At 58.9% G+C, this 21,815-nt stretch carries 13 protein-coding genes and 1 rRNA gene; 6 read left to right on the top strand and 8 right to left on the bottom strand.

The annotated features are described in order from the left end of the window. Positions 1-49: 49 nt before the first annotated feature. Genes B145_RS0102860 through B145_RS24200 form a run of 3 tightly spaced genes read right to left on the bottom strand, consistent with a single transcriptional unit; the run spans position 50 to position 4,961 of the window. Positions 50-3,196 carry an efflux RND transporter permease subunit gene (locus tag B145_RS0102860; RefSeq protein WP_018605065.1) on the bottom strand — a complete coding sequence of 1,049 codons (3,147 nt, stop codon included), beginning with the start codon at positions 3,194-3,196 and terminating at the stop codon, positions 50-52. Further along, positions 3,193-4,308 carry an efflux RND transporter periplasmic adaptor subunit gene (locus tag B145_RS0102855; protein WP_018605064.1) on the bottom strand — a complete coding sequence of 372 codons (1,116 nt, stop codon included), beginning with the start codon at positions 4,306-4,308 and terminating at the stop codon, positions 3,193-3,195. The genes B145_RS0102860 and B145_RS0102855 overlap by 4 nt, the downstream gene beginning before the upstream one ends. Beyond that, positions 4,305-4,961 (bottom strand): TetR/AcrR family transcriptional regulator, encoded by a 657-nt coding sequence (locus B145_RS24200; protein WP_018605063.1) that lies wholly within the window; start codon positions 4,959-4,961, stop codon positions 4,305-4,307. Before B145_RS24200 ends, B145_RS0102855 begins: the two co-directional genes overlap by 4 nt. 360 nt (positions 4,962-5,321) lie before the next feature. Between B145_RS24200 and B145_RS0102845 the strand changes: the two genes are divergently transcribed. Both B145_RS0102845 and B145_RS0102840 read left to right on the top strand, forming a co-directional pair. Next, on the top strand, positions 5,322-6,245 hold the full coding sequence (locus tag B145_RS0102845; RefSeq protein ID WP_157288252.1) for an amino acid ABC transporter substrate-binding protein: 924 nt from the start codon (positions 5,322-5,324) through the stop codon (positions 6,243-6,245). Between the two features lie 528 nt (positions 6,246-6,773). Further along, complete coding sequence (locus B145_RS0102840; protein WP_018605061.1) at positions 6,774-7,607, top strand: HEPN domain-containing protein; 834 nt, start codon at positions 6,774-6,776, stop codon at positions 7,605-7,607. Between the two features lie 265 nt (positions 7,608-7,872). Here B145_RS0102840 and B145_RS24195 read toward each other — a convergent pair whose 3' ends face one another. From B145_RS24195 to B145_RS24190, 3 genes are all read right to left on the bottom strand, one after another. After that, positions 7,873-9,492, bottom strand: coding sequence for a DEAD/DEAH box helicase (locus tag B145_RS24195; RefSeq protein WP_018605060.1), 1,620 nt, complete (start codon positions 9,490-9,492; stop codon positions 7,873-7,875). A 240-nt stretch (positions 9,493-9,732) separates the two neighbouring features. Then, positions 9,733-11,538: an aminodeoxychorismate synthase component I gene (pabB, locus tag B145_RS0102830; protein ID WP_018605059.1), complete on the bottom strand. Its 1,806-nt coding sequence runs from the start codon at positions 11,536-11,538 to the stop codon at positions 9,733-9,735. Between the two features lie 63 nt (positions 11,539-11,601). Beyond that, entirely contained in the window at positions 11,602-13,035 is a 1,434-nt protein-coding gene (locus B145_RS24190) for a transglycosylase SLT domain-containing protein (RefSeq protein ID WP_018605058.1), read from the bottom strand. Positions 13,036-13,323: 288 nt separating this feature from the next. Here B145_RS24190 and B145_RS0102815 point away from each other — a divergent pair, with 288 nt between their 5' ends. The 4 genes from B145_RS0102815 to pssA all read left to right on the top strand — a co-directional run bounded on the left by B145_RS0102815 (position 13,324) and on the right by pssA (position 20,166). Then, positions 13,324-15,273, top strand: a complete 1,950-nt coding sequence (locus B145_RS0102815; protein WP_018605056.1) for a peptidase U32 family protein — start codon at positions 13,324-13,326, stop codon at positions 15,271-15,273. Positions 15,274-15,366: 93 nt separating this feature from the next. Then, positions 15,367-16,200 carry a bifunctional hydroxymethylpyrimidine kinase/phosphomethylpyrimidine kinase gene (thiD, locus tag B145_RS0102810; RefSeq protein ID WP_018605055.1) on the top strand — a complete coding sequence of 278 codons (834 nt, stop codon included), beginning with the start codon at positions 15,367-15,369 and terminating at the stop codon, positions 16,198-16,200. Positions 16,201-16,209: 9 nt separating this feature from the next. Beyond that, complete coding sequence (locus tag B145_RS0102805; protein ID WP_018605053.1) at positions 16,210-19,527, top strand: DEAD/DEAH box helicase; 3,318 nt, start codon at positions 16,210-16,212, stop codon at positions 19,525-19,527. A gap of 27 nt (positions 19,528-19,554) precedes the next feature. After that, complete coding sequence (gene pssA, locus B145_RS0102800; protein WP_018605051.1) at positions 19,555-20,166, top strand: CDP-diacylglycerol--serine O-phosphatidyltransferase; 612 nt, start codon at positions 19,555-19,557, stop codon at positions 20,164-20,166. Between the two features lie 5 nt (positions 20,167-20,171). On the opposite strand, the gene B145_RS29435 is transcribed toward pssA, so the two are convergent. Together B145_RS29435 and rrf are read right to left on the bottom strand one after the other, a co-directional pair. After that, positions 20,172-21,224 (bottom strand): methyl-accepting chemotaxis protein, encoded by a 1,053-nt coding sequence (locus B145_RS29435; protein WP_083917587.1) that lies wholly within the window; start codon positions 21,222-21,224, stop codon positions 20,172-20,174. Between the two features lie 370 nt (positions 21,225-21,594). Next, a 5S ribosomal RNA gene (gene rrf / locus B145_RS0102785) occupies positions 21,595-21,708 on the bottom strand. Between the last annotated feature and the right edge of the window lie 107 nt (positions 21,709-21,815).

The following is a 21,815-nucleotide window of genomic DNA, read 5'->3' as shown; positions in this document are numbered from 1 at the left end:
TATTGTCTATCCTCTGCCAAGGTACTGGGTGGGTACTGAATCCACCATTCTAGCCCTTTCGCCCTTCTGGTTGTTTTACACGATACCAGGCGGCGTAGAGTGCGGGCAGGAAAAGCAGCGTCAGCAGCGTGGCAAAGAACAGGCCGCCCATGATTGCCACGGCCATCGGCCCAAAAAATACGCTGCGCGAGAGCGGAATCATGGAGAGGATCGCCGCCAGCGCGGTCAGTATGATCGGGCGGAAACGCCGCACCGTGGAGCTGATGATGGCCTCCCAGGCGTGCAGCCCCGCCTTCTCATCCTGGTCGATCTGGTCGATCAGGATCACCGAATTGCGCATGATCATGCCCGACAAGGCAATCGTTCCCAGCATCGCCACAAAGCCAAAAGGCTGCCGGAACACCAGGAGCGCAAGCGTGACCCCCACCATGCCCAATGGCGCAGTCAGCACCACCATGGTCATGCGCGAAAAGTTCTGTAGCTGCAGCATCAGCACCGTGAGTACCACCAGGATGAACAGTGGCACACCCGTCGCCACCGAGGCGCCGCCCTTGGCGCTTTCTTCCACAGACCCGCCCAGCTCCAAGTGATAGCCCAATGGCAATTCCCGCTCAAGCTGGGCGATGGCCGGGCTCAAGGCCTTCACCACCTCCGCTGGCTGCACCTGCCCATACAGATTGGCCCGCACGGTAACGGTGGGCACCCGGTTACGGCGCCAGATCATGCCCGGCTCAAAGCTATAGCCGAGCTTGGCAATCTGCGTGAGTGGCACGCCACGACTGGTGCCGTTCGGAATCATCAATTCAGACAACCAGGCCATGCCCAGTTCCCGGCGCGAACCGCGCAAGGTGATATCGATGGTCTCGATGCCTTCACGGAACTGGCTTGCTGTGCTGCCATTGAGTGCCGTAGCCAGGAAAGTCTGCACATCCTGGCGAGACAAGCCAGCCAGACGCGCTTTTTCCGTGTCCACTTCCACGCGCACGGTCTTGGACGGCTCGTCCCAATCCTTCTGCACGTTCGCCAAGGCGGGCGCGGTGCTCATGACCACCGCCACCTTGTCGGCAATGCGCTGCACTTCCTCGTGATCCGGGCCACTGACCCGGTACTGCACCGGGAAACCCACCGGGGGGCCGGTTTCCAGACGGTTGATCGAGGCGCGCAGCTCGGTGAAATCCTGCGCAAACAGCTCAATCAGCTTTTTGCGCAAGGCTTCACGGGAGGCGTCCCCATCGGTCAGGATCACGAACTGGGCATAGTTGCTCTGCGGCAGTTGCTGATCGAGTGGCAGGTAAAAGCGCGGACTGCCCATCCCGACGTAAGACACATAATTTTCAATGCCCGGCTGCTTGGCGATGAAAGTTTCCAGACGCTTGACCGATTTTTCCACCGATTCGTAGGACGCCCCTTGTTGCAGGCGCAAATCCACCAGCAATTCCGGGCGGATCGAATCCGGAAAGAACTGCTGCGGCACCAGCGTAAAGCCCCACATCGCCAGTACGAAACTGGCCAGCGTGCTGCCGATCACAATCCAACGATGGCGCACGCACCACTCCACAAGCAGGCGGAAATGGCGGTAAAAGCCCGTGCTGTAGATGGCATTCTCATCGTGCGGGTGGTGCTCGCCGCGCTTGGCCATACTGTCTGCAAAGCGGGGCGAAAGCAGCCCGAGGAGACGGACAAACAAGCTGGGCTTGTGCGCCTGATTGCTGTAGTTGGGCAGGAGGTAATAGCCGATGAAGGGAACGAATAGCACCGCCGCAATCCAAGAGATCAACAACGCAATCACGGTAACCTGGAATATTGAACGCGTGTATTCCCCCGTTGAGGAAGCGGCCGTGGCGATCGGCAAGAAACCCGCCGCCGTCACCAGGGTGCCGGAGAGCATCGGCATGGCCGTGGAGGTATAGGCGAAACTGGCGGCCTTGGCGCGCTCCCAGCCCTGCTCCATCTTGGTGGCCATCATCTCCACCGCAATGATGGCGTCATCCACCAGCAAACCGAGCGCAAGAATCAGCGCGCCGAGCGAGATTTTATGCAGTCCGATGTCAAATTCATACATCACCAAAAAGGTGATCGCCAGCACCACCGGGATCGAGATCGCCACCACCACACCCGTGCGCAGCCCCAATGAGAGCAGGCTGACCGCCAGCACAATGACCACCGCTTCAATCAGTGAGTGCATGAAGTCATTCACCGATGCGCGCACCGCGCGAGGTTGGTCCGCCACCCGCTCCAGCGTTACCCCATGGGGTAGCTGCTGTTCGATATGGGCCACCGTAACATCCAGATGCTTGCCCAGCGCGACGATGTCGCCATTGCTGCGCATTGAAACGCCAATCCCCAACGCCTCGCGCCCCATGAAGCGCATCTTGCCCACCGGGGGATCAACGTAGCCACGCTTGATCTCTGCTACGTCACCCAGGCGGATCGTGCGCCCTGCGGCACGGATGGGCAGCTCGCGCATGTCCTCCAGGGTCTTGAATTCTCCACTCGGGCGCAGATAAACGCGTTCATCATGCAGCTCGAAATACCCGCTGGCACTCTTGCTGTTCTGTTCCGAGATGGCTGCCAGCAAAGTCTGCGGGGCAATCCCCAAGGAGGCCATCTTGATGGGCGAGAACTCTACATAGATGCGCTGGTCCTGCTCACCAAAAAAATCTACCTTGGCCACATCAGGCACGCGCAGCAGTTCCTGCCGGATGGCTTCGGCATACCGCTTGAGTTCGGTATAGCTCATGCCTTCGCCGCTCAGGGCAAAGATATTACCGAAGGTGTCGCCGAATTCATCGTTGAAATATGGGCCATTGACGCCGCTTGGCAGGGTCTGGCGGATGTCCCCCACCTTCTTGCGCACCTGATACCAGACATCCTTCATGGCGGATGAGGGCATCGAGTCTCGCGCCAGCACCAGGATCTGGGATTCACCCGGGCGGGAGTAACTCCGCAAGGTTTCCACCTCGCTCATCTCGCGCAGTTTCTTCTCGATCTTGTCGGTGACTTGCTCCTCCACCTCCCTGGCGCTGGCCCCCGGCCAATTGGTTTGCACCACCATCACCTTGAAGGTAAACGGCGGGTCTTCGCTCTGCCCCAGGCGGGTGTAAGCCCCCAGACCGATGAGAGTGCACACAATCATCAGGAACAGAACGAACTGGGGATGCCGCAGCCCCCACTCGGAAAGATTGAAGCCCTTCATCGCGTCACATCCAATGCTACAGGAGCCTTCTGCTCTACAGGGCGCACCTGCGTGCCTGCATTCAAGATGTGTGCTCCGACGGTCACGACCCGATCCCCCCGCACCAACCCGCTGCGGATGACAACAGATTCATCACGGTATTCCCCCACCTCAACCAGACGTGGCTGGATTGTGTTTTTGGCATCCACCACCCAGACCTGCGTCCCCTGGTCGCGCTTGATGACAGCGGCAAGCGGAATCTTGATTGCCCCTTCGCTGCTGGCGTTGGCAAAGGCAACCGCAGCGGTAGAGCCCAGGCTGATTTTCGCATCCGGGCTCAGCAGCTTGACGCGAACAGCATACGTACGGGTGGCGCTGTCGGCACTCGCCGCAATCTCGCGCACCTGGGCCGGCAAAGTCAGTTCCTGGGTATTCCAGGGGCGGACAAATGCAGGCATACCGGGTTTGAACGTATTGGCACGCGTCTCGGGAATCCAGATCTGCACCTCCAGTTCGGCGGGGTCGGCAATCCGCGCAACCAGTTGCCCGGCGGCCACCACCTGGCCGGATTCGGCGGAGAGCGCCGTCACCACGCCGTCCCGGTCGGCCATCAAGGTAGCATAACCCACCTGATTACCCGACACATTGGCCTGCGCCTTGGCCTGATTGAGCTTGGCTTCGGCTGCATCCATCTGGGTCTGGCGCGTATCGAGCACACTGGAGCTGATGAATTTTTGCGCGGCCAGATTCCGGGCGCGTTCATATTCCGCCTGGGCCAGCGCCAGATCAGCCTGTGCCGCCGCCACTTGGGCCTGAGAAGCGCTGGCGGAAAGCTTCGCGTCCTGCGGGTCCAGCCGGGCGATCTCCTGCCCCTTGCGCACCTTGTCTCCCAGATTGACCGAGCGCGAGATGATCTTGCCCGCAATACGGAAGCCCAGATCCACCTCATGACGGGCGCGAACCTCGCCGGAATACACCGACCATGCGGCGTCGGCGTGATCCCCCACCGTCATCACCACCGCCGGGCGCGGCCCGGCCTGGGGTGCATCCTTATGACCACAGGCCAACAAGGCCAGCGGCGCCAGCAAGGCCAAGTATTTGACATACTGGCGGATAAAGAGGAATGACTTCATCGGAAATGCTCCATGGGCAATGATGTTTTATGGGGCGCGGTCAGCAAGCCATTGAGCAGGATATCCATATGCGCACGCAGAAATTCTTCCGGGGTAATGTGGCGGGGGNCATACGCGGCAAAGCACTGTTGCCACATGGCATTAAACATCAAGGGCTTGATCGCCAGATCACAGACCAGCTCCGGGTCGCACGGGCGGAAGTATCCCTTCTCCACCCCGTCTGTCACCACAAGGCCAAACAAAGCACGCCCCCGCACCACCACGTTGTTGAAGAAATACTCTGCAACATCGGGAAAGTTGCCCGCTTCTGCAATCACCAACTTCGGAATGCCGCCCAACTTGGTAGAGCCCACCTTGTCCCACCACCGCTGCACCAACATGGCCAGCTTGACCGGGGGCGGCTCGCTGATCTGCCCGACTTCGGCCTCCGCTTCGGCAATCAGCGCCACGATGGATTCCTGCACCACGGCCTTGAGGAGCGCTTCCTTGCTGTCGTAGTACAGATACAGCGTCCCCTTTGAAACCCCAGCCTTCTGGGCGATTTCTTCCAGGCGGGTGGCAGCAAAACCCTTTTCTACAAAAACATCCAGCGCGGCGGTGAGCAATTCACCGGGGCGAGCTTCTTTGCGGCGTTGTCGGGGAGGCGTGATCATGGCTCAAGTTAGTTACTGACTGTTCAGTCATTATTGTACAGGCCACAGGAAAAGGCAATGGTTTGCTTCTCAACATTCTGGCAAGCCAGCGCCGCGCCTACCCAATTAGCTCATAAGTCGTCGTATGAACAAAACCAATAAAGGTCTCAACATTACAACCCACAAAAAAACAACGCTTCATATTCCAGGCGCAACATCAAGCTCCGCTGAAGCTCGCAATAAGGCCGCACCAAGACTAGAATCAGACGTCCGATGAGTGCAACTACACACGCATTGCATTTGGGGTCTATGGTGAAAAGGCTCAAGTGCTTGCCCCGGTTGAGTCGGATCGGAACAAAAACACATCACAGGAAGGTTGTTATGAGACATACATCCAAACGCATATCACCACTACGGGCAGCCATGTTCTGCATGGCACTGGCCCCGTTGCTGGCAACATCCGTGGCACAGGCCGAAAGTGGGGACACTGTAGACCGCCTTACCAAGACCCGCGTGATCAATCTCGGGGTACGCGACCTCTCGCCCCCCTTCTCCACGTTGGACAAAGCAGGCAAGGCCACCGGTTACTCAGTCGACATCTGCTACAAGATGGTCGATATGCTGCGCAAGGAACTCAAGCTGCCAGACCTGCGCGCCCAGGAAGTGCTGGTCACCGCATCGAACCGCCTCGACAAGATCAAGGACGGCTCCATCGACATCGAGTGCGGCTCCACCGTCAACACCAAGGCACGCCAAAAAGATGTCGACTTCAGCTACTCCGTGCTGTTCGGCGCACAGAGATTCCTGACCGACCCGAAATCCGGCATCAACAGCCAAAATGATCTGGCAGGCAAAACGGTCGCCGTCATCAAGGGCTCGGCAGGCGAAAAGATTGTCAATGCACTCAAGGCCCAGGGCATGACAGGCCTAACCGTATTGCAGGTTGGCAACAACGATGAAGCGCTTGCCGCGCTGGAATCAGGCAAGGCTCATGCAATATCACAGATGGATATCATCCTGGAATTTGTGCGCCTGAAGAGCAAAACCCCCGCTCGGTTTGTCGTGACCCAATGGCCCTTGACCGTCGAGCCGATAGGCTTCCCGCTACGCAAGAACGACGCCCGATTCAAGACAGCCGTCAACGACAGCCTGAAGACACTGTTCATGCAGAAAGAATTCCGCGAAATCTACGACAAATGGTTCAACAAGGAAGTACGCATCCCGCCTTCAGGCTTGATGATGGAAAACATGCACCGGCCCAATTCGGAAGCAGGCATGGCCCTGGTGATGGGGGTTGAACTCTAGGCCAAGCGTACGACCCTGAAAAACCTAGTCCCCGCAATGTGCCAACATAATCTCGGTGCCGTTATTATGATGTTTCATTGCGGGGCGCAGTGATCAGCAACAGTCGGCCATGAGCCGACCTTCGACGTTCAGGCTTCAAAGCTACCTTTGTAGGTTGGTGCAAGCCGAAGGCGCCGCCCAACGATTTTTTCGGGACAGTTTGTGACAACACGTTATTTATGCCGTCCGAAAATATGATCATCACATCTATAATTCTTTTTCGACGGATCGGTGATAAAAGCGTTGGGTGACACCTTCGGCTTACCCAACCTACCGCGCTGGTGATCGCCATCGTAATGTTCTTGGTCAATTTCATCAATGGCGTCGGTTCCGGATAAACTTTGACCTCTAGAGCTAGGACATAGGGACTATTGAACCGTGGTTTGATGTAATGTCTCCGTATAGTCGGTAGTGTGCGCAACAAGTTGCGCACACTACCGGGCTAATCTGGGCTACTTACTAACAAGTCAGGCCGCAATATCGCGCATCATGACGACTATCTTCTATGAGTATCCACTTGCGCTTGATTGCGAGCAGCAAGATATATCTGTAAATGATGATTTCCATCTGCGTGCGATTTCTGACGAAGATCGCCGTAGATTGCTTGGCATTCGCGACGTCACCCTCAATTCGGAAGGGAGGCTGGAAAGCTCTCGCGGCGGTATGTTTTTGAACGGGGCGGACGTCGGCAGACAATCCTATTTACTGTCAAGCAACTACCTACTTACCTGCGACAATAGCGATAAAGCGCGAGACTTCAATTTCGCATTGAAGCTCGTCGCTCGATCATGGTCGTCACTCTACATTGGATACGGAAGTGATGGGGGGCAAGTATTCAATTTACCTCCTTGCTATTACGGAAGAACGCGGCTGTCGATCAACAATGAAACTTTGACCGAGCTAAAGAGCCTCCTGTGCGCCATTCAGCAGCATTCGAACGATTCAAAGTTGAATCTTATGCGTGACATATGGATGCATGCGATGTCTGACGCGCCAAGACCTGAAACCCGATTTGTTGAAGTCACCACGCTCCTTGAAATGCTCTTATTGCCCACGCAAAGCAGTGAACTGACATTTCGATTTGCGCTCCGCATTGCAAAACTTGCAGAGCACTTTAGGTTCGGTGACGCTACCGCCACTTTTAAACAGGCAAAAACGCTGTACGGCATTCGTTCAAAATTGGTTCACTCTGGACGCGACGACCACCTTACTGCAAATGAGGAGGCTGCCTACGAGTATGCGCGGATTTTGATGGTGAATTACTTGCATTCACCAAATATGTTTGAGGATGCGGAACTGGATAAGCTTTGCGTTAGAACGTAATTTCACCGCGTAAGGCGGATTCTCGAAGCAATCCGCCATTTCCTCCGGCGCATCTTCGCACCGACTGGTCTGACGCATGATGGCGGATTGTCGCTGCGCTCCGAATCCGCCCTACAATGCCCCATCCAAGCCCTGACAATTCCGTCGAGAAGAGTGTCCGCTTTCCAGCAATCCGTCCGTCGCTTTGGGGTTACGAATTCAGCCAGTAAGGCGCATAAAAAAGGGGCCGCATATTGCGGCCCCTTCTGCTTGGTTCAGTGCCTGATCAGTTGTCGCCTAGGCGACGCAAGGCGCTGATGCCACGTGAGAATACGCCACGCAGCCCGCTGGGCTTGTCACCTGTGGCCTCAGGGCGTGGGCTGCCTTCGCGTCGCGCTTCCTGCCCATTACGGGGAGTCTGCTGGCGTGCCGGGCGGTTGCCTTCTGCGCCACTGCGGGCGGGGCGCTGCGGGCGGGCATTGGCTTCGCTGCGCGCGCCGGGGGCACGATCAGCCCCGGTGGCGGGAGCGCGGCGACCTTGCCCGGCTGGGCGTTCTGCACGGCCCTCACCCCGAGCTTGTTGAGCGGCGCCATTCGCGGCTTGGGGACGGCGCGACTCACCTGTGGTGTTGCCACCCTGACCACCTTGGCGCGGGCGGGGGGAGCGGCCACGCGGGGCTTCTCCGCCTTCACGCCGTTGTGCTTGCTGGCGGCCTCGTCCTTGTCCGTGTGGCTGACGCGGGGCACGTTCTTCCGTCTCCGTCGCGGCTCCGGCAGGGATTTCAAATACGGGCAGCGCTACACGTTCCAGCTTGCGGCGGGTCAGCTTTTCAATTGCTGCCAGATATTTCATCTCGTCCGAGGAAACAAGCGACAGGGCTTCGCCTGTAGCGCCTGCCCGCCCGGTACGGCCGATGCGGTGTACGTAGTCTTCCGGCACGTTGGGCAACTCGAAGTTCACCACGTGGGGCAGATCGACAATATCCAGGCCGCGTGCGGCGATGTCGGTCGCGACCAGCACTTGCAGATCGCCGCTCTTGAACTCGGCCAAGGCGCGGGTACGGGCGTTCTGGCTCTTGTTGCCGTGGATGGCCAGGGAGTTGATGCCACCCTTGGTGAGTTGCTCGGCCAAGCGGTTGGCGCCGTGTTTGGTGCGGGTGAAGACCAGCACCTGGAACCAGGCATGTTCGCGGATCAAGTGCGCCAACAGATGGCGCTTGACCTTCTGGTCGACGTGCATGGCGCGTTGCACCACTTGCTCGGTGGTGGCGTTGCGGGGGGCGACTTCGATCATCGCGGGCTTGTTGAGCAGGCCATCGGCCAACGCCTTGATTTCATCGGAGAACGTGGCGGAGAAGAGCAGGTTCTGGCGCTGGCGCGGCAGGAGTGCGAGCACCTTCTTGATGTCACGGATGAAGCCCATGTCGAGCATGCGGTCGGCTTCGTCCAGCACCAGGATTTCGACGTGGGACAAATCGATGGTCTTCTGCTGCACGTGGTCGAGCAGACGCCCTGGCGTAGCAACCAGGATGTCGACGCCACTGCGCAGTTCCTTGATCTGCGGGTTGATGCTCACCCCGCCGAACATCATCATGGATTTGAGGGGGAGATGCGCGCCGTAGTGGCGCACGCTTTCTTCCACCTGGGCGGCCAGCTCGCGGGTCGGGGTGAGGATCAGCGCACGGATCGCCCCTTTCTTGGGTGCGGACGTGGCAGACAGGCGTTGCAGGATCGGCAGGGTGAAACCGGCTGTTTTGCCAGTACCCGTTTGCGCGCCAGCCATGAGATCGCCACCGCCAAGTACGGCGGGGATGGCCTGGGCTTGAATTGGGGTCGGTTGGGTATAACCGCGCTCGGTCACGGCGCGGACGAGGGGCTCGATGAGCCCGAGAGATGCAAATGACATATCACTCCAAAAAGAGGGAGTGCTGCGTCGACCTGCCGTGGGCACAAGGCACCAGCGGCTCCAGTCGAGGAGGACGAAGCAGGTTCGTTGGATTTTGTAGAGGACGGATGCGGAAAAAGCAGACGCGCTACAGGCAGCGGCAAGGGACTGGTACATTCAGCCACTGAGCGCACAGTGTGCACGAATCTGCACACGGAGGGAAGCAATTTAATGTAAACGGCCTTTTATCCCGCCGCCCGGCTAGGCGAGCCTGACTGGCACCAGCCCCCGCAATGCGTTGCCCAGCCAGACTCTGCCCGCGTTGCGCAGATCCGGCTCCCGCAAGACCGCCTCCCGCGCCTGCCCTCTTGCCAGCAAGTGGGCACGCAGCACGCCGGGCAGTAGGCCGCTGGACAAAACAGGGGTGAGCAGCACGCCATCGCGTTCAATGAAGATGTTGCTCCGTGCTCCTTCACACAGCTCGCCCCGTGTATTGAAGAAGATCACATCGAAGTGGCTCGCAGCAGTCGCCTGCTGTAACGCGGCATCGTAGAACTTGCGGGCCGTAGTCTTGTAGCGCAGGCGTCTATCCGCAGGATCAAGGCGCACAGCAGAGATACAGACGCTTTGTTCGCCCTGCAAGGCTTCAAGCGGAAAGCCCTGGATCTGATGGCTGCCATCCCGCCATAGCAGGAGGCGGACCCTCAACGCCCGCTCGGCCTGCCCGGCCACATGCAGGTGCAAGGCGGATTCGATAGCGCCTTCGTCACAAACAAAGCCCAGCTCATGTGCCGAACGCACCAGCCTTGCCTTGTGCTCCGCCAGCAGGGGAAAACCTTCTTCTGCCGACCAGCGCAGGGTTTCAATCAGTTGGTACTCTTCTGCCAGACTGCGGGCAAAACGCGCCTTGATCAGACATTCCTGGTATTCCTCGGCAGGGCGGGAATCGGCCACGATGCCGCCGCCTGCGTTGAGCCGACATGCACCATCGTGGGCGACCAACAAGGTACGGATCGGCACACTGAAGCGGAAATCCCCATCGGGCGCCACCCACCCTAGCGCCCCACAGTACACGCCGCGTGGCGTGGTTTCGAGTTGATGGATGATCTCCATGGCCCGGATCTTGGGCGCCCCCGTAATCGATCCACAGGGAAAGATCGCCCGCAGGATTGTCTCCAATGAAGCCCGCACTGGAGATGCCTGCACAGTGGAAGTCAGTTGGTACACCGTGGCATAGGCTTCAAGCGTAAAGAGCGCGGTAGTGCGCACCCCGCCCGCCGCTACCAGGCGCCCCAGATCGTTACGGATCAGGTCAACAATCATAAGGTTTTCTGCGCGGTTCTTCTCCGAGGCCAGTAGCGCTGCGCCCTCGGCTTTGTCACGCACGGGGTCAAGATGCCGTGGCGCGGTTCCTTTCATGGGGCGGCAACTCAGCGTATCGCCCTGGCGCTCCACAAAGAGTTCTGGCGACAGGGACAGCACCCACTCATCCCCCGCCCGGATCAGCGTGGAATAGCGTACCGGCTGGCGCTCCCGCAACCGTGCGTACAGCGCCAGGGGATGCCCATAGACAACCCCGGTGAATGGCATGGTGAGGTTGACCTGATAGCAATCCCCCGCCGCAATCAGCTCAAGAATGTTGCGCGTGGCCTGGGCGTGCTCGGCCTCAACCCACTCAGGCTCCAGGCGCAGCAGCCCAGCCTCGCACGCTTGCGGACTCAGCCCAGCAAGTTGCTGTTGCCAGAACCCTGCCACGGCTTCTGCACCGAGCGTGGTCTTCTCGCGGAAAATCCATGCGCGCAGCAATCGGGTATCCGCAGGCAGCAGGGCTTGCAAGCGTGGCTCCAGCGCCAAGCCCAATTCATATTCTGCCGCCCAGGCCACCCAGTGCCCTTGCGCCTGAGCCTCTTCAATCTGCCTCAGGGCCGGGGCCAGTTCATCGGGGTGGCACACGCAGATCTGCGCCTGCAACCCGTGGAGCAGACACAGGCTGGGGGCTTCGGACAAGCTGTCTTCAAAAAGCGCGAAATACGGCAGGTCGTACAGCAAGGGGGCCAACAGAAACATCCCTATTCAAATAGAAAAAGCAGGCTCCAGCGGGCTGGAACCTGCTTTTTGACGTACAGATTCTTAACCTTTGCGACGACTCGACGAGTGCCCTGCTGCCACCTTTGCCCGTGGCTTGGCACTGGCCGTGCGCTTGCTCCGGGTATCCACATGGCGGGAGGCCACCCGCTCACTACGCCCTCTGGCTTTACGGGAATGGCGGGGAGTTGATTGCTCGGCAATTTCCACCGCATCCAGATTGGTATCCGCATCTTGCGGTATCAACAGCGTGTAGCCTGCTGCCAGACGTGCACGCGGGGCCAGACCATTGGCCGAACGCAGGGCGTCGACATCCAGATGCAGGCGTTGGGCAAGTTGGTCAATGCGCTCGATACGTGGCAAGGAATAGGTCTTCCAGTTCAGCAGGGGTTCCTTGTATTGGGCAAGGTTCTGCTCGAACTTGACGGCATTCTCCACCGGCAGCACCAGATTGGCTTCATGGTTGCCAGGGATCACCGGACGGTTATACGCCGGGTTGAGCGCCAAGAAATCTGCTTGCGACATCTCGGCAAGCTTGGCGGCCACGGCCACGTCCATGCCATTACGGCGTGGCACCGAGGTGAAGTAGGGCCTGTTCGGGATATTGGGCAACTGCACCGCGTAGAGTTCTGGGTGGGCGATGATCTGCTTGAGCGCCTGGAGCTTGGGCACGTACTGGCGGGTTTCCGCCGGCATATTCAGGCTGTTGAAGTCGGTTGGCCTGCCTGCATTGCGGTTGTTGGCAATGGCGCGTGCCACGGCCCCCTCACCCCAGTTGTAGGAGGCCAGCGCGAGTTGCCAGTCACCATGCATCTCGTAGATGGCTTGCAGGTATTGCAGGGCCGCATCGGTTGAAGCGATCACATCGCGGCGCTGATCCACCCACCAGTTTTGCGTGAGCTTGAAATCCTTGCCGGTCGAGGGGATGAACTGCCACAGCCCTGCAGCCTTGGCCGAGGACATAGCTTGCGGGTTATAGGCGCTCTCCACCAACGGCAGCAGGGCCAGTTCGGTCGGCATACCGCGTTTTTCCAGCTCCCCCACAATGTGGTACATGTATTTGCGGCCACGTTCAAGCATGGTGCGCAAGGCCTGGGGGCGGGCGGTGTAGTAGGCGATACGGTCATCCACCACCGGGCTGGCCAGATCAGGCATGCCAAAGCCCTTACGAATCCGACCCCAGATATCGCCGGAGCTGTTGGTCAGATCTACCGCAGAAATGTCGCTGGCCCCCTCTCCCGCAGAGGGATTGGAGCCTACAGATACCGGCGCCATTTCGGTCGTCAGGGTAAGCGAATCGCCCGCCGGGAGGGTGAGGCGTTGGCTGTCGACCATCGCCAGATTGATGGAGCCGGAGGAATAGCCCGACAAACCTTGGATTTTGGCGGAGGCACCCGTCGCTTGTGCCAGACAAAGGGAAGAGGCCAGGGTCAGGACGATGCCACCAAGCCCACATAACAGCCGTCGCGGTAGATTCATGAGCAAGGTACTCGCGGAGTTTCCAGAAGTGTCCGATTGTACGATGCTCAAACAGATCCGCACAGTGCCGCTGGCCGCCTGGGGTCGCCCTGCACTGCCAGCCTGACATCAGGAAAATGCATAACCCACACCAGTCATGGCGCTCTGGCCTATTCGCCATAAAAACAGCGAAACAGTGTTTTACAAAAAAGCATGGACTGAATCTGCAAAAACACTCATCACAAGCATGCGAAATCATGCCTCATTCGCTGTACACTCAATCGTTTAGCGTTTTACTCCTGCATCTGAATGAGCCTGCCTGCCCACCACCTTGAACTACTCGCCCCCGCCAAGACTGCCGAAATCGGCATCGAGGCTGTCCTCCACGGGGCAGACGCCGTCTATATCGGTGGCCCGTCTTTTGGCGCCCGGCTCAATGCCGACAACAGCGTGGCCGACATCGCCCGGCTGGTGGAGTTTGCCCATCCATACGGCACCCGGATTTTTGCCACGCTCAACACCATCCTCCACGATAGTGAGCTGGAAGCCGCGCGCAAACTGATCTACGAGTATTACGACGCCGGCGTGGACGCGCTGATCGTGCAGGACATGGGCCTGCTGGAACTTGATCTGCCCCCGATTGCGCTGCACGCCTCCACCCAATGCGACATCCGCACGGCGGACAAAGCTCACTTCCTGGCTGAAGCGGGTTTCTCTCAACTCGTGCTGGCCCGGGAACTGACGCTGCAAGAGATTACCGACGTGCGCGCCGCCGTGAATCCCGAGGTGGCGCTGGAATTCTTCATCCACGGTGCGCTGTGCGTGGCTTTCTCCGGCCAGTGCAACATCAGCCACGCGCAGACCGGGCGTAGCGCCAACCGGGGAGACTGCTCACAAGCCTGCCGCCTGCCCTATACCCTGCAAGACAAGGAAGGGCGCGTGGTGGCGTTTGAAAAACACCTGCTGTCGATGAAAGACAACAACCAGAGCGCCAATCTGGCCGCACTGGTTGAGGCAGGCATCCGCTCCTTCAAGATCGAAGGCCGCTACAAGGATATGGGCTATGTGAAGAACATCACCGCCCACTATCGCCAACTGCTTGATGATCTGCTCGAACAGCGCCCGGAACTGGCCTGCGCTTCCAGCGGCACTTGCCATTTCGGTTTCCGCCCCGCCCCGGACAAGACCTTCAACCGCAGTGCCACCGATTACTTTGTGAATGGCCGTCAGGCCGATATCGGCGCCTTCGATGCCCCCACCCATGTCGGCCAAGCCTTGGGGCAGGTGACCCGCATCGGGCCGGACTGGTTCGAACTGGAATCCTCGGAAACACTCGCCAATGGTGATGGCCTCACCTACATGCACAAGCGCGAGCTGCGCGGCATGCAGGCCAACACAGTGCGCGCAGCAGGCCCCGTATGGCGGGTGTATCCCAACCAGCGCATGGCCGAACTCACCGGGCTCGTTGCAGGCAGCCTGATCCACCGCAACCGCGACCATGCCTGGGAGCAAGCCCTTACGCATAAATCAGCCGAGCGCAAGATCGCCCTGGATCTGCGTCTCGCGGAAGTGCCGAATGGTTTCAGCCTCAGCGTGCAGGATGCGGATGGCAACACGGCTACAGCCCAGATGGCTGCAGCGCATGAGGCCGCGCAAAACCCCGAGCGTGCAACCAGTGGCGTGCGGGACAACCTCGCCAAGCTCGGCAACACCATTTTCACATTGCGCCAGATGGACATCGAATGGAGTCAGCCCTGGTTCATCCCCGCCTCTGCCCTCAACGCCCTGCGTCGGGATGCCATTGAACACCTGCTCGCCACCCGCCGTGCCGCATTTGCCCGTCCACAGCGCCGCGCCGAAACCCAGCCCCCCACGCCTTACCCGACGGAAACCCTGGATTACTTGGCCAATGTGTATAACGCGCAAGCACGGGCTTTCTACGCCCGCCACGGCATCAAGATCATCGAAGCCGCCTACGAGGCGCATGAGGAGCCGGGCGAAGCCAGCCTGATGATCACCAAGCATTGCCTGCGCTTTGCCTTCAATCTCTGCCCCAAGCAGGCCAAAGGCGTTCAGGGCGTGCAGGGGCAGGTTCGCGCAGAGCCGATGGTACTGGTCAATGGCAACGAGCGCCTGACCCTGCGTTTCGATTGCAAACCCTGTGAGATGCACGTGATCGGCAAGATCAAGAAGCACATCCTGCAAAGCCCGCCACCGGGGAGTGCGCCCGTGGTGTTCCACCCCAAACGCCCCGTCTGAATTCGGGCAAGGCATGCTGCGTACTCCACACAGAATGCCTTGCCTGCCTGCGGTTGTGGGAAAATAAAAACCTTTGCGTTTTGGATTTCCAATATGGGCACAGCAAGCATTCCGAATGTCGTCTCGATTGCCGGTATCGACCCATCAGGCGGCGCGGGCATTTATGCCGACCTGAAGGCTTTCTCGGCACTCGGCGCATACGGCTGCGGTGTGGTTGCGGCGCTGACTGCGCAAAACACCCAGGCCGTCACCGGGTTGCATACGCCCCCCACGGATTTCCTGCGCCTGCAGATCGATACCCTATTTGCCGATGTGCGCATCGATGCAGTCAAGCTCGGCATGCTGGGCACGGCTGAGATCGTCGCCACCGTAGCAGATCGGCTGAATCATTTTGCAGCAGAAAATGTGGTGCTTGACCCCGTCATGGTCGCCAAGAGCGGGGACCATCTGCTCGCCAAGAATGCAGTGGCCATGCTGCGTGAAGCACTGCTGCCCCGGTGCTTCATCCTGACCCCGAACCTGCCGGAAGCGGGCGTCATCACCGAATCACGCACGCCTGAAACCGTGCGCGAAATGTATCGCTGCATCGAACGCCTGCGCGACATGCTGCCCACCCACAGCCCCCGCTGGGTGCTGCTCAAAGGCGGACATCTGCCCGGCGATGAACTGGTCGACCTGCTCTTCGATGGCGACCGCATGATTGAGATGCGCGACGCGCGCATCCAGACCAAGAACACCCATGGCACAGGCTGCACACTATCGTCTGCCATTGCCGCACTGCTGCCCCGCTGTGCCGATCAGTTGCATCCGGTGGAAGCCGCCGTGCGCCAGGCACGCAGCTATCTGCGCCGGGCTATCGAAGAATCTGGCCGCTTGGCAGTTGGCAAAGGGCATGGGCCGGTGCATCATTTCCACGCTTGGTACTGATCGCACCCTATGCAGATCTCCCGTCTTCTTGAGTTTCTCGACGATACTGCGCTGTCGCAGCTATTCTCCAACGCCACCCTCAAGAAGGGGCAAAGCTATGTTGGGCGGGTCAAGCGCATAGAGGTTGCGGGCCCACAATTGGAAGCCTGGATTCAGGGTAGTGACCCCGAACCCTACCGCACCCGTGCCAAGCTGGTGCTGCGTGATTATGACGGCGAGCGGCAGCTAGACATCAGCAGTCACTGTAGCTGCCCGGTCGGCAGCCGCTGTAAACATGTCGTCGCCCTGCTGCTGGCTGCAAAGCGCCCTGGCGCCCTGGTCGACAGACCGCGTGAAGCCGTGCTGAACTGGGCGCGGAACCTGAAAACCCGCCTGGAACCTGCCCCCCCCACCCGACGCAAAACTCAGCCCCGCCAGAGCCATGCCCTCTACTACGCCTTTGAGCCACAAAGCTGGCTGGCCCGCTCCCGGCTGCATCTTTACAAAGTCCGGCTGGATCGGGAAGGCCAGCCGACCACGGATGTTGAGCGCTGGTACAACATCGATCAGGCTTTGATGAAGCCGCCGTCTTTTGTCACCGAAGACGATCTCCCCCTCTTGCGCGCTATCCGCACCGAAACACGCAAGGAAGGCGGTTACTGGGGGGGTACTCCCTTGCTTGGCGAGCCCGGATATGCCATTGTCCAGACCGTTCTGGCGACCGGCCGGGCCATGCTGCAACTGGATGATACGGACAACGCCAACCTGCATCCTCTGCATGCAGCAGCCAGCCGCAAAGGTAAAATGCAGTGGGAAACCGAGCACGACGGCCTGCGCGCCCGCCTGCGGACCGAGCCGGAAACCACCCATCTGCTCAGCACCGAACCCTTCTGTTACATTGATGCCACGCGTGGCGAAATCGGCCCGGTTGACATTGCCGCGCCTGCCGCCTGCCGTGCCGTACTGGAACTCCCCGCACTCACCCCCAAGGAAATCCCCCTGGTGGCAGCGGCCCTAGCAGAAACCGTACCGCAACTCCCGCCTCCCAATGCAGCAGGCGTAGATGAACTCGAATGGCTGGAAGCGTCATTCCAGCCGGTACTCAAGCTCGACACGCTCAGCAATGTGAATCTGCGCGAGCACCGAGATTATGTCGCCAGCGCGCATGCTACATATGACTACGCCATTCCCGTCTTCAAATACGGTCCAGCGGAGTTTTTCACCGCAGATGATGCAAGCATCGTCACGCTAGCAGATGGCCGTACCGTCCGCCTTCGTCGACAGACCGAAGCCGAAGCCAAGGCACTGAAAACGCTACGCAGTCTGGGTTTTCAGCCGATACTCTCACGTCATGTCTTCAGTTGGAACCGTCTGCCGGAAAACATGCTGGGGCTTGCCAGCCAGGCCGCCTGGCAAGCGTTCTGCAGCGAAGCTGTGCCAAAGCTGCGGGAAGAGGGTTGGCGCATCGAACCCAGTGCAGAATTCCGCCACTTCGCGCTTCAACCAGACCTCTGGTATGCCAATCTGGAAGAAAACCAGAACGGCTGGTTTGAATTGAGCCTGGGAATCGAGGTGGAAGGGCAGCGCATTGATCTGGCGCCCCTGTTATATGCCCTATTCCGCCGCGATGCGCGCTGGCTGGATCGCGAACAGCTCCAGGCCATTGCCGACAGCGAGGCGATTGATCTTTTCAGCGAAGCAGGCGAGCGCATCCGCGTCTATGCCGAACGGATCAAACCCCTGGCCACTACGCTGGTTGATCTATTCGATTCTCCGGCGGGCGGCCCTCTGCACCTGTCTCGCCAAGATGCCCCTCGCCTGCACGACGCACTGGAGCAAGGCGAATGGGAGCAGCGTGGCGAAGAATTGTTGCAGGCATGGCTGGATCGCATCCGTAGTGCCCAAACCGTAGAGGCAGTGCCCATACCGGAAGGGCTGGGGCTCACCCTTCGCCCCTATCAGCATGAAGGCCTGTCGTGGTTACAGCATCTGCGCAAACACGAATTGGGTGGCATTCTGGCCGATGACATGGGCTTGGGGAAGACCGCCCAGACGCTTGCCCACTTGCTGGTAGAAAAGCAATCCGGGCGCCTGGATCGCCCAGTATTGATCGTGCTTCCCACCTCGCTGATTTTCAACTGGGCCAACGAAGTCGCCCGCTTCGCCCCACAACTGAGCGTACTCAAACTGCAAGGCAAGGCTCGCGGCGAAGCCTTCGCGCAAATCCCCGCACATGACTTGTGCCTGACGACCTATCCACTGCTGTGGCGCGACCGCGAGCAACTGGCAGCCCACGCCTATCATTATGTCATCCTGGATGAAGCCCAGACTGTCAAAAATGCGGCGAGCCAAGCCGCCAAGGTGGTACGTGCACTGGATGCCCGTCATCGTTTATGCATAACAGGTACACCACTGGAAAACCACCTAGGCGAGCTGTGGGCACAGTTCGACTTCCTTCTGCCGGGCTTCCTGGGCGACGGCAAAGATTTCAATGCCCGCTGGCGCAACCCGATTGAAAAACAAGGCAATCTGTTGCGGCAAGAAGTTTTGGCGCGGCGCGTGGCGCCCTTTATCCTGCGGCGGCGCAAGGAAGATGTTGCCAAGGAGTTACCCCCCAAGACCATTGTCATTCGCAACGTCACGCTTGAGGGGCGACAACGCGACCTCTACGAAACCGTGCGCGCCAGCATGGATAAACGTGTGCGCGACGAAATCGCCAATCGTGGTTTCGCCCGCAGCCAGATCCTGATTCTGGATGCCCTGCTCAAATTGCGACAGGTCTGCTGCGATCCACGCCTGATCAAAAGCGACACTGCTGCCAAGGTCAAGGAACGCGCCAAACTGGACTTGCTTATGAATATGCTTCCTGAATTGATCGATGAAGGCCGACGTATCCTGGTTTTCTCTCAATTTACCGGCATGCTCGATTTGATCAAGGAAGAGTTGCAGGACAAAGACATTGGTTTCGCCATGCTCACTGGAGAGACAGAAGATCGTGAAACACAAATCCTGCGCTTCCAGGAAGGCGAAGTCCCCGTCTTCCTTATCAGCCTGAAAGCCGGAGGCGTTGGCCTCAATCTCACCCAGGCAGACACCGTGATCCATTACGACCCGTGGTGGAACCCTGCCGCCGAAACCCAGGCCAGCGACCGGGCGCATCGCATCGGCCAAACCAAGAATGTCTTCGTCTACAAACTGGTGGTGGCAGGCTCTATCGAAGAAAAGATTCTCGGCTTGCAAGAGCGCAAGGCCGATCTGGCCGCAGGTATTCTTGGGGAAAGTGTCGCCTCAACATCAAAATTCGACGAACAAGACATTCAGGCATTACTGGCGCCTCTACCGGACTAAACACACGCCTTGCATTGGAGCATAAATATGGCAAAACCATTTTCGATGATTAGAGAATTCCATCTGGCAGACTGGTTCACGCTGGGCAACGCAATCAGCGGCACCTCAGCCATGTTTTCACTGATCACCTATATCCAGACCAAAGATCCGCTTCACGCCTACTTTGCCTGCGCGCTTGTGCTGATTGCCCTGGTTTTTGACATCCTCGATGGGCGTATCGCGCGCTGGCGGCAAAAATCCTCTGCACTCGGGCGGGAACTGGATTCACTGGCCGACGTGATCTCCTTCGGCGTCACCCCGGCGATCTACGGCTATGCAATGGGAATGACGGGTTTATGGGATCGGGTCATTCTCGGCTACTTTGTCGCCTGCGGGGTCTCCCGCCTCGCACGTTATAACGTCACCGCCGAGCAACTTTCAGATGCCAGTGGAAAGGTGAGCCATTTCGAAGGCACCCCTATTCCAACGTCAATTCTCCTTGTCCTGCTTTTGTGCCTAGCGGCATCCTTGGGAGCGACTGGATCCGAGCTGTGGTTCGGCAAATACTATATCGCCAACCACGCTCTGCATCCCCTGGCCCTGCTCTACGCGCTCTCTGGCTCATTGATGATCAGCCGGATTCCAATCCCCAAACTGTGACGGGATCAGGAGACAAAATCTCTCAGCACAGCCTTTGCCTGCCCACAGATTTCAAGCTGGCGCTCCATCTGTTCATGCGCCTTGCGAACCACCTCGGCACGTATCGGCTGGCTGGCCTTGATTGAAGCCATGGCCGTATGTGCGGTAGAAATCAGTTGGGCGCCTTCTTCCGCGCTTTGGCTGGCGTCCTGCACATTCACAAAGGCCTCGTCTGCCGTAGTCTGCAAGCGTGCGGCGATTTGCCCGATTTCATTGCTCGAAACAGCAGATCGTTCCGCCAACTTGCGCACCTCATCGGCCACCACCGCAAACCCGCGCCCCAACTCCCCGGCACGTGCAGCCTCAATCGCCGCATTCAAGGCTAGGAGGTTGGTCTGTTTGGCAATTTCCTGAATGCTGATCACAATATGGCTGATCCGCTCCGACTGGCTGCGCAGATCCTCAAATACCTTTGTCATTTGCTCGGTGTAAGACACCAGTTGGCTCATAGAACTGGTAGCACTGCCCACGGCGCCGTCAGTAATCGCCACGTTCTGGGCGGCCTCACGCGCCAAGAGTGCCGCGTGATCTGTGAAAGAAATGATTTCGTGCAACGATGCTTCCAGCATTGACACATGCTCCACTGCCCCAGCGAGCGACTGGGATTGCTGACCGACCTCGGACTGCACCGCAGCATGCTGCGCACGCTCTGATGCGACACTTGCCTCCATGCGTGCAAGTTGCTGGCGCAGGGACGCCATCTCGGCAGACCAATCCAATGCACATCGGGCCAGACGTGCCTCAAGCGTTGCCCCACCCTGTTCGCCCACGCGGCTCAAGGCCGCCTCAGGCCGAGAATCCAGCTCTGTAAGTAGCGCCTGTAATGCGGACCCTGCGAATACACTGGATGACCGCACCAGTCGAAACGCTCCCCAAACAACAAAAGCGCCTGTTAACAACACCAATCCCACCCCTGCCCAAGCCCATGCGCTTGAAGCGCTGGCGGCCTGAACAATCGACACCACCAGCCACAGCACACACACAGCCGCAATCCCTGCCGCTATTCCATTTGGTCGCATCTTCGCCCCCTTGTGATCGATTCATGAGTTACGCCAAACGGCATACATAGAATAACGTCATCAACGCGAGGTCCTTGAACGTTGGCGTATGCGCAAGATCAAAACGGGCAGAGGTGAGACCTACAAAGAGGAAGCTGACGATTTTGTAGCCAAATCCTTGCGCCACGAATGCAGGGCAGGACATTCGTAAACCTGCGGGCTGGAACTATGTAGGGAGAGGGTTATAGGTTTTTCCTGCGTAGCAGGCGAACGCGTCACTGCGTGATTCTGCAAGCGAGGAATCGTGTGAGCGTGCGATGCTGTGCATCGTAGCTATAAAGCAAAAACCCCTCACAGGCGGTGTTCCTGGAGGGGTTTTTGGGTGTGGGGAGTCTGACGATGACCTACTTTCTCACGGAAGAACCGCAATATCATCGGCGCGGTTTCGTTTCACGGTCCTGTTCGGGATGGGAAGGGGTGGTTCCGAAACGCTATGGTCGTCAGACTTTAACTGGTCTGCCTGGTGGGGCGGATATGGGTGCGCCACCAGGACTGGCTTGGAAGACAGATGAATGCAAAGCGCTCGGGCTTTGTATGTATGAATGGGGGGGT

Source organism: Uliginosibacterium gangwonense DSM 18521 (assembly GCF_000373965.1).
GTDB lineage: Bacteria > Pseudomonadota > Gammaproteobacteria > Burkholderiales > Rhodocyclaceae > Uliginosibacterium > Uliginosibacterium gangwonense.
Note: the sequence above shows the minus strand (reverse complement) of the source record. Positions and strands in the feature narration are given on the sequence as shown.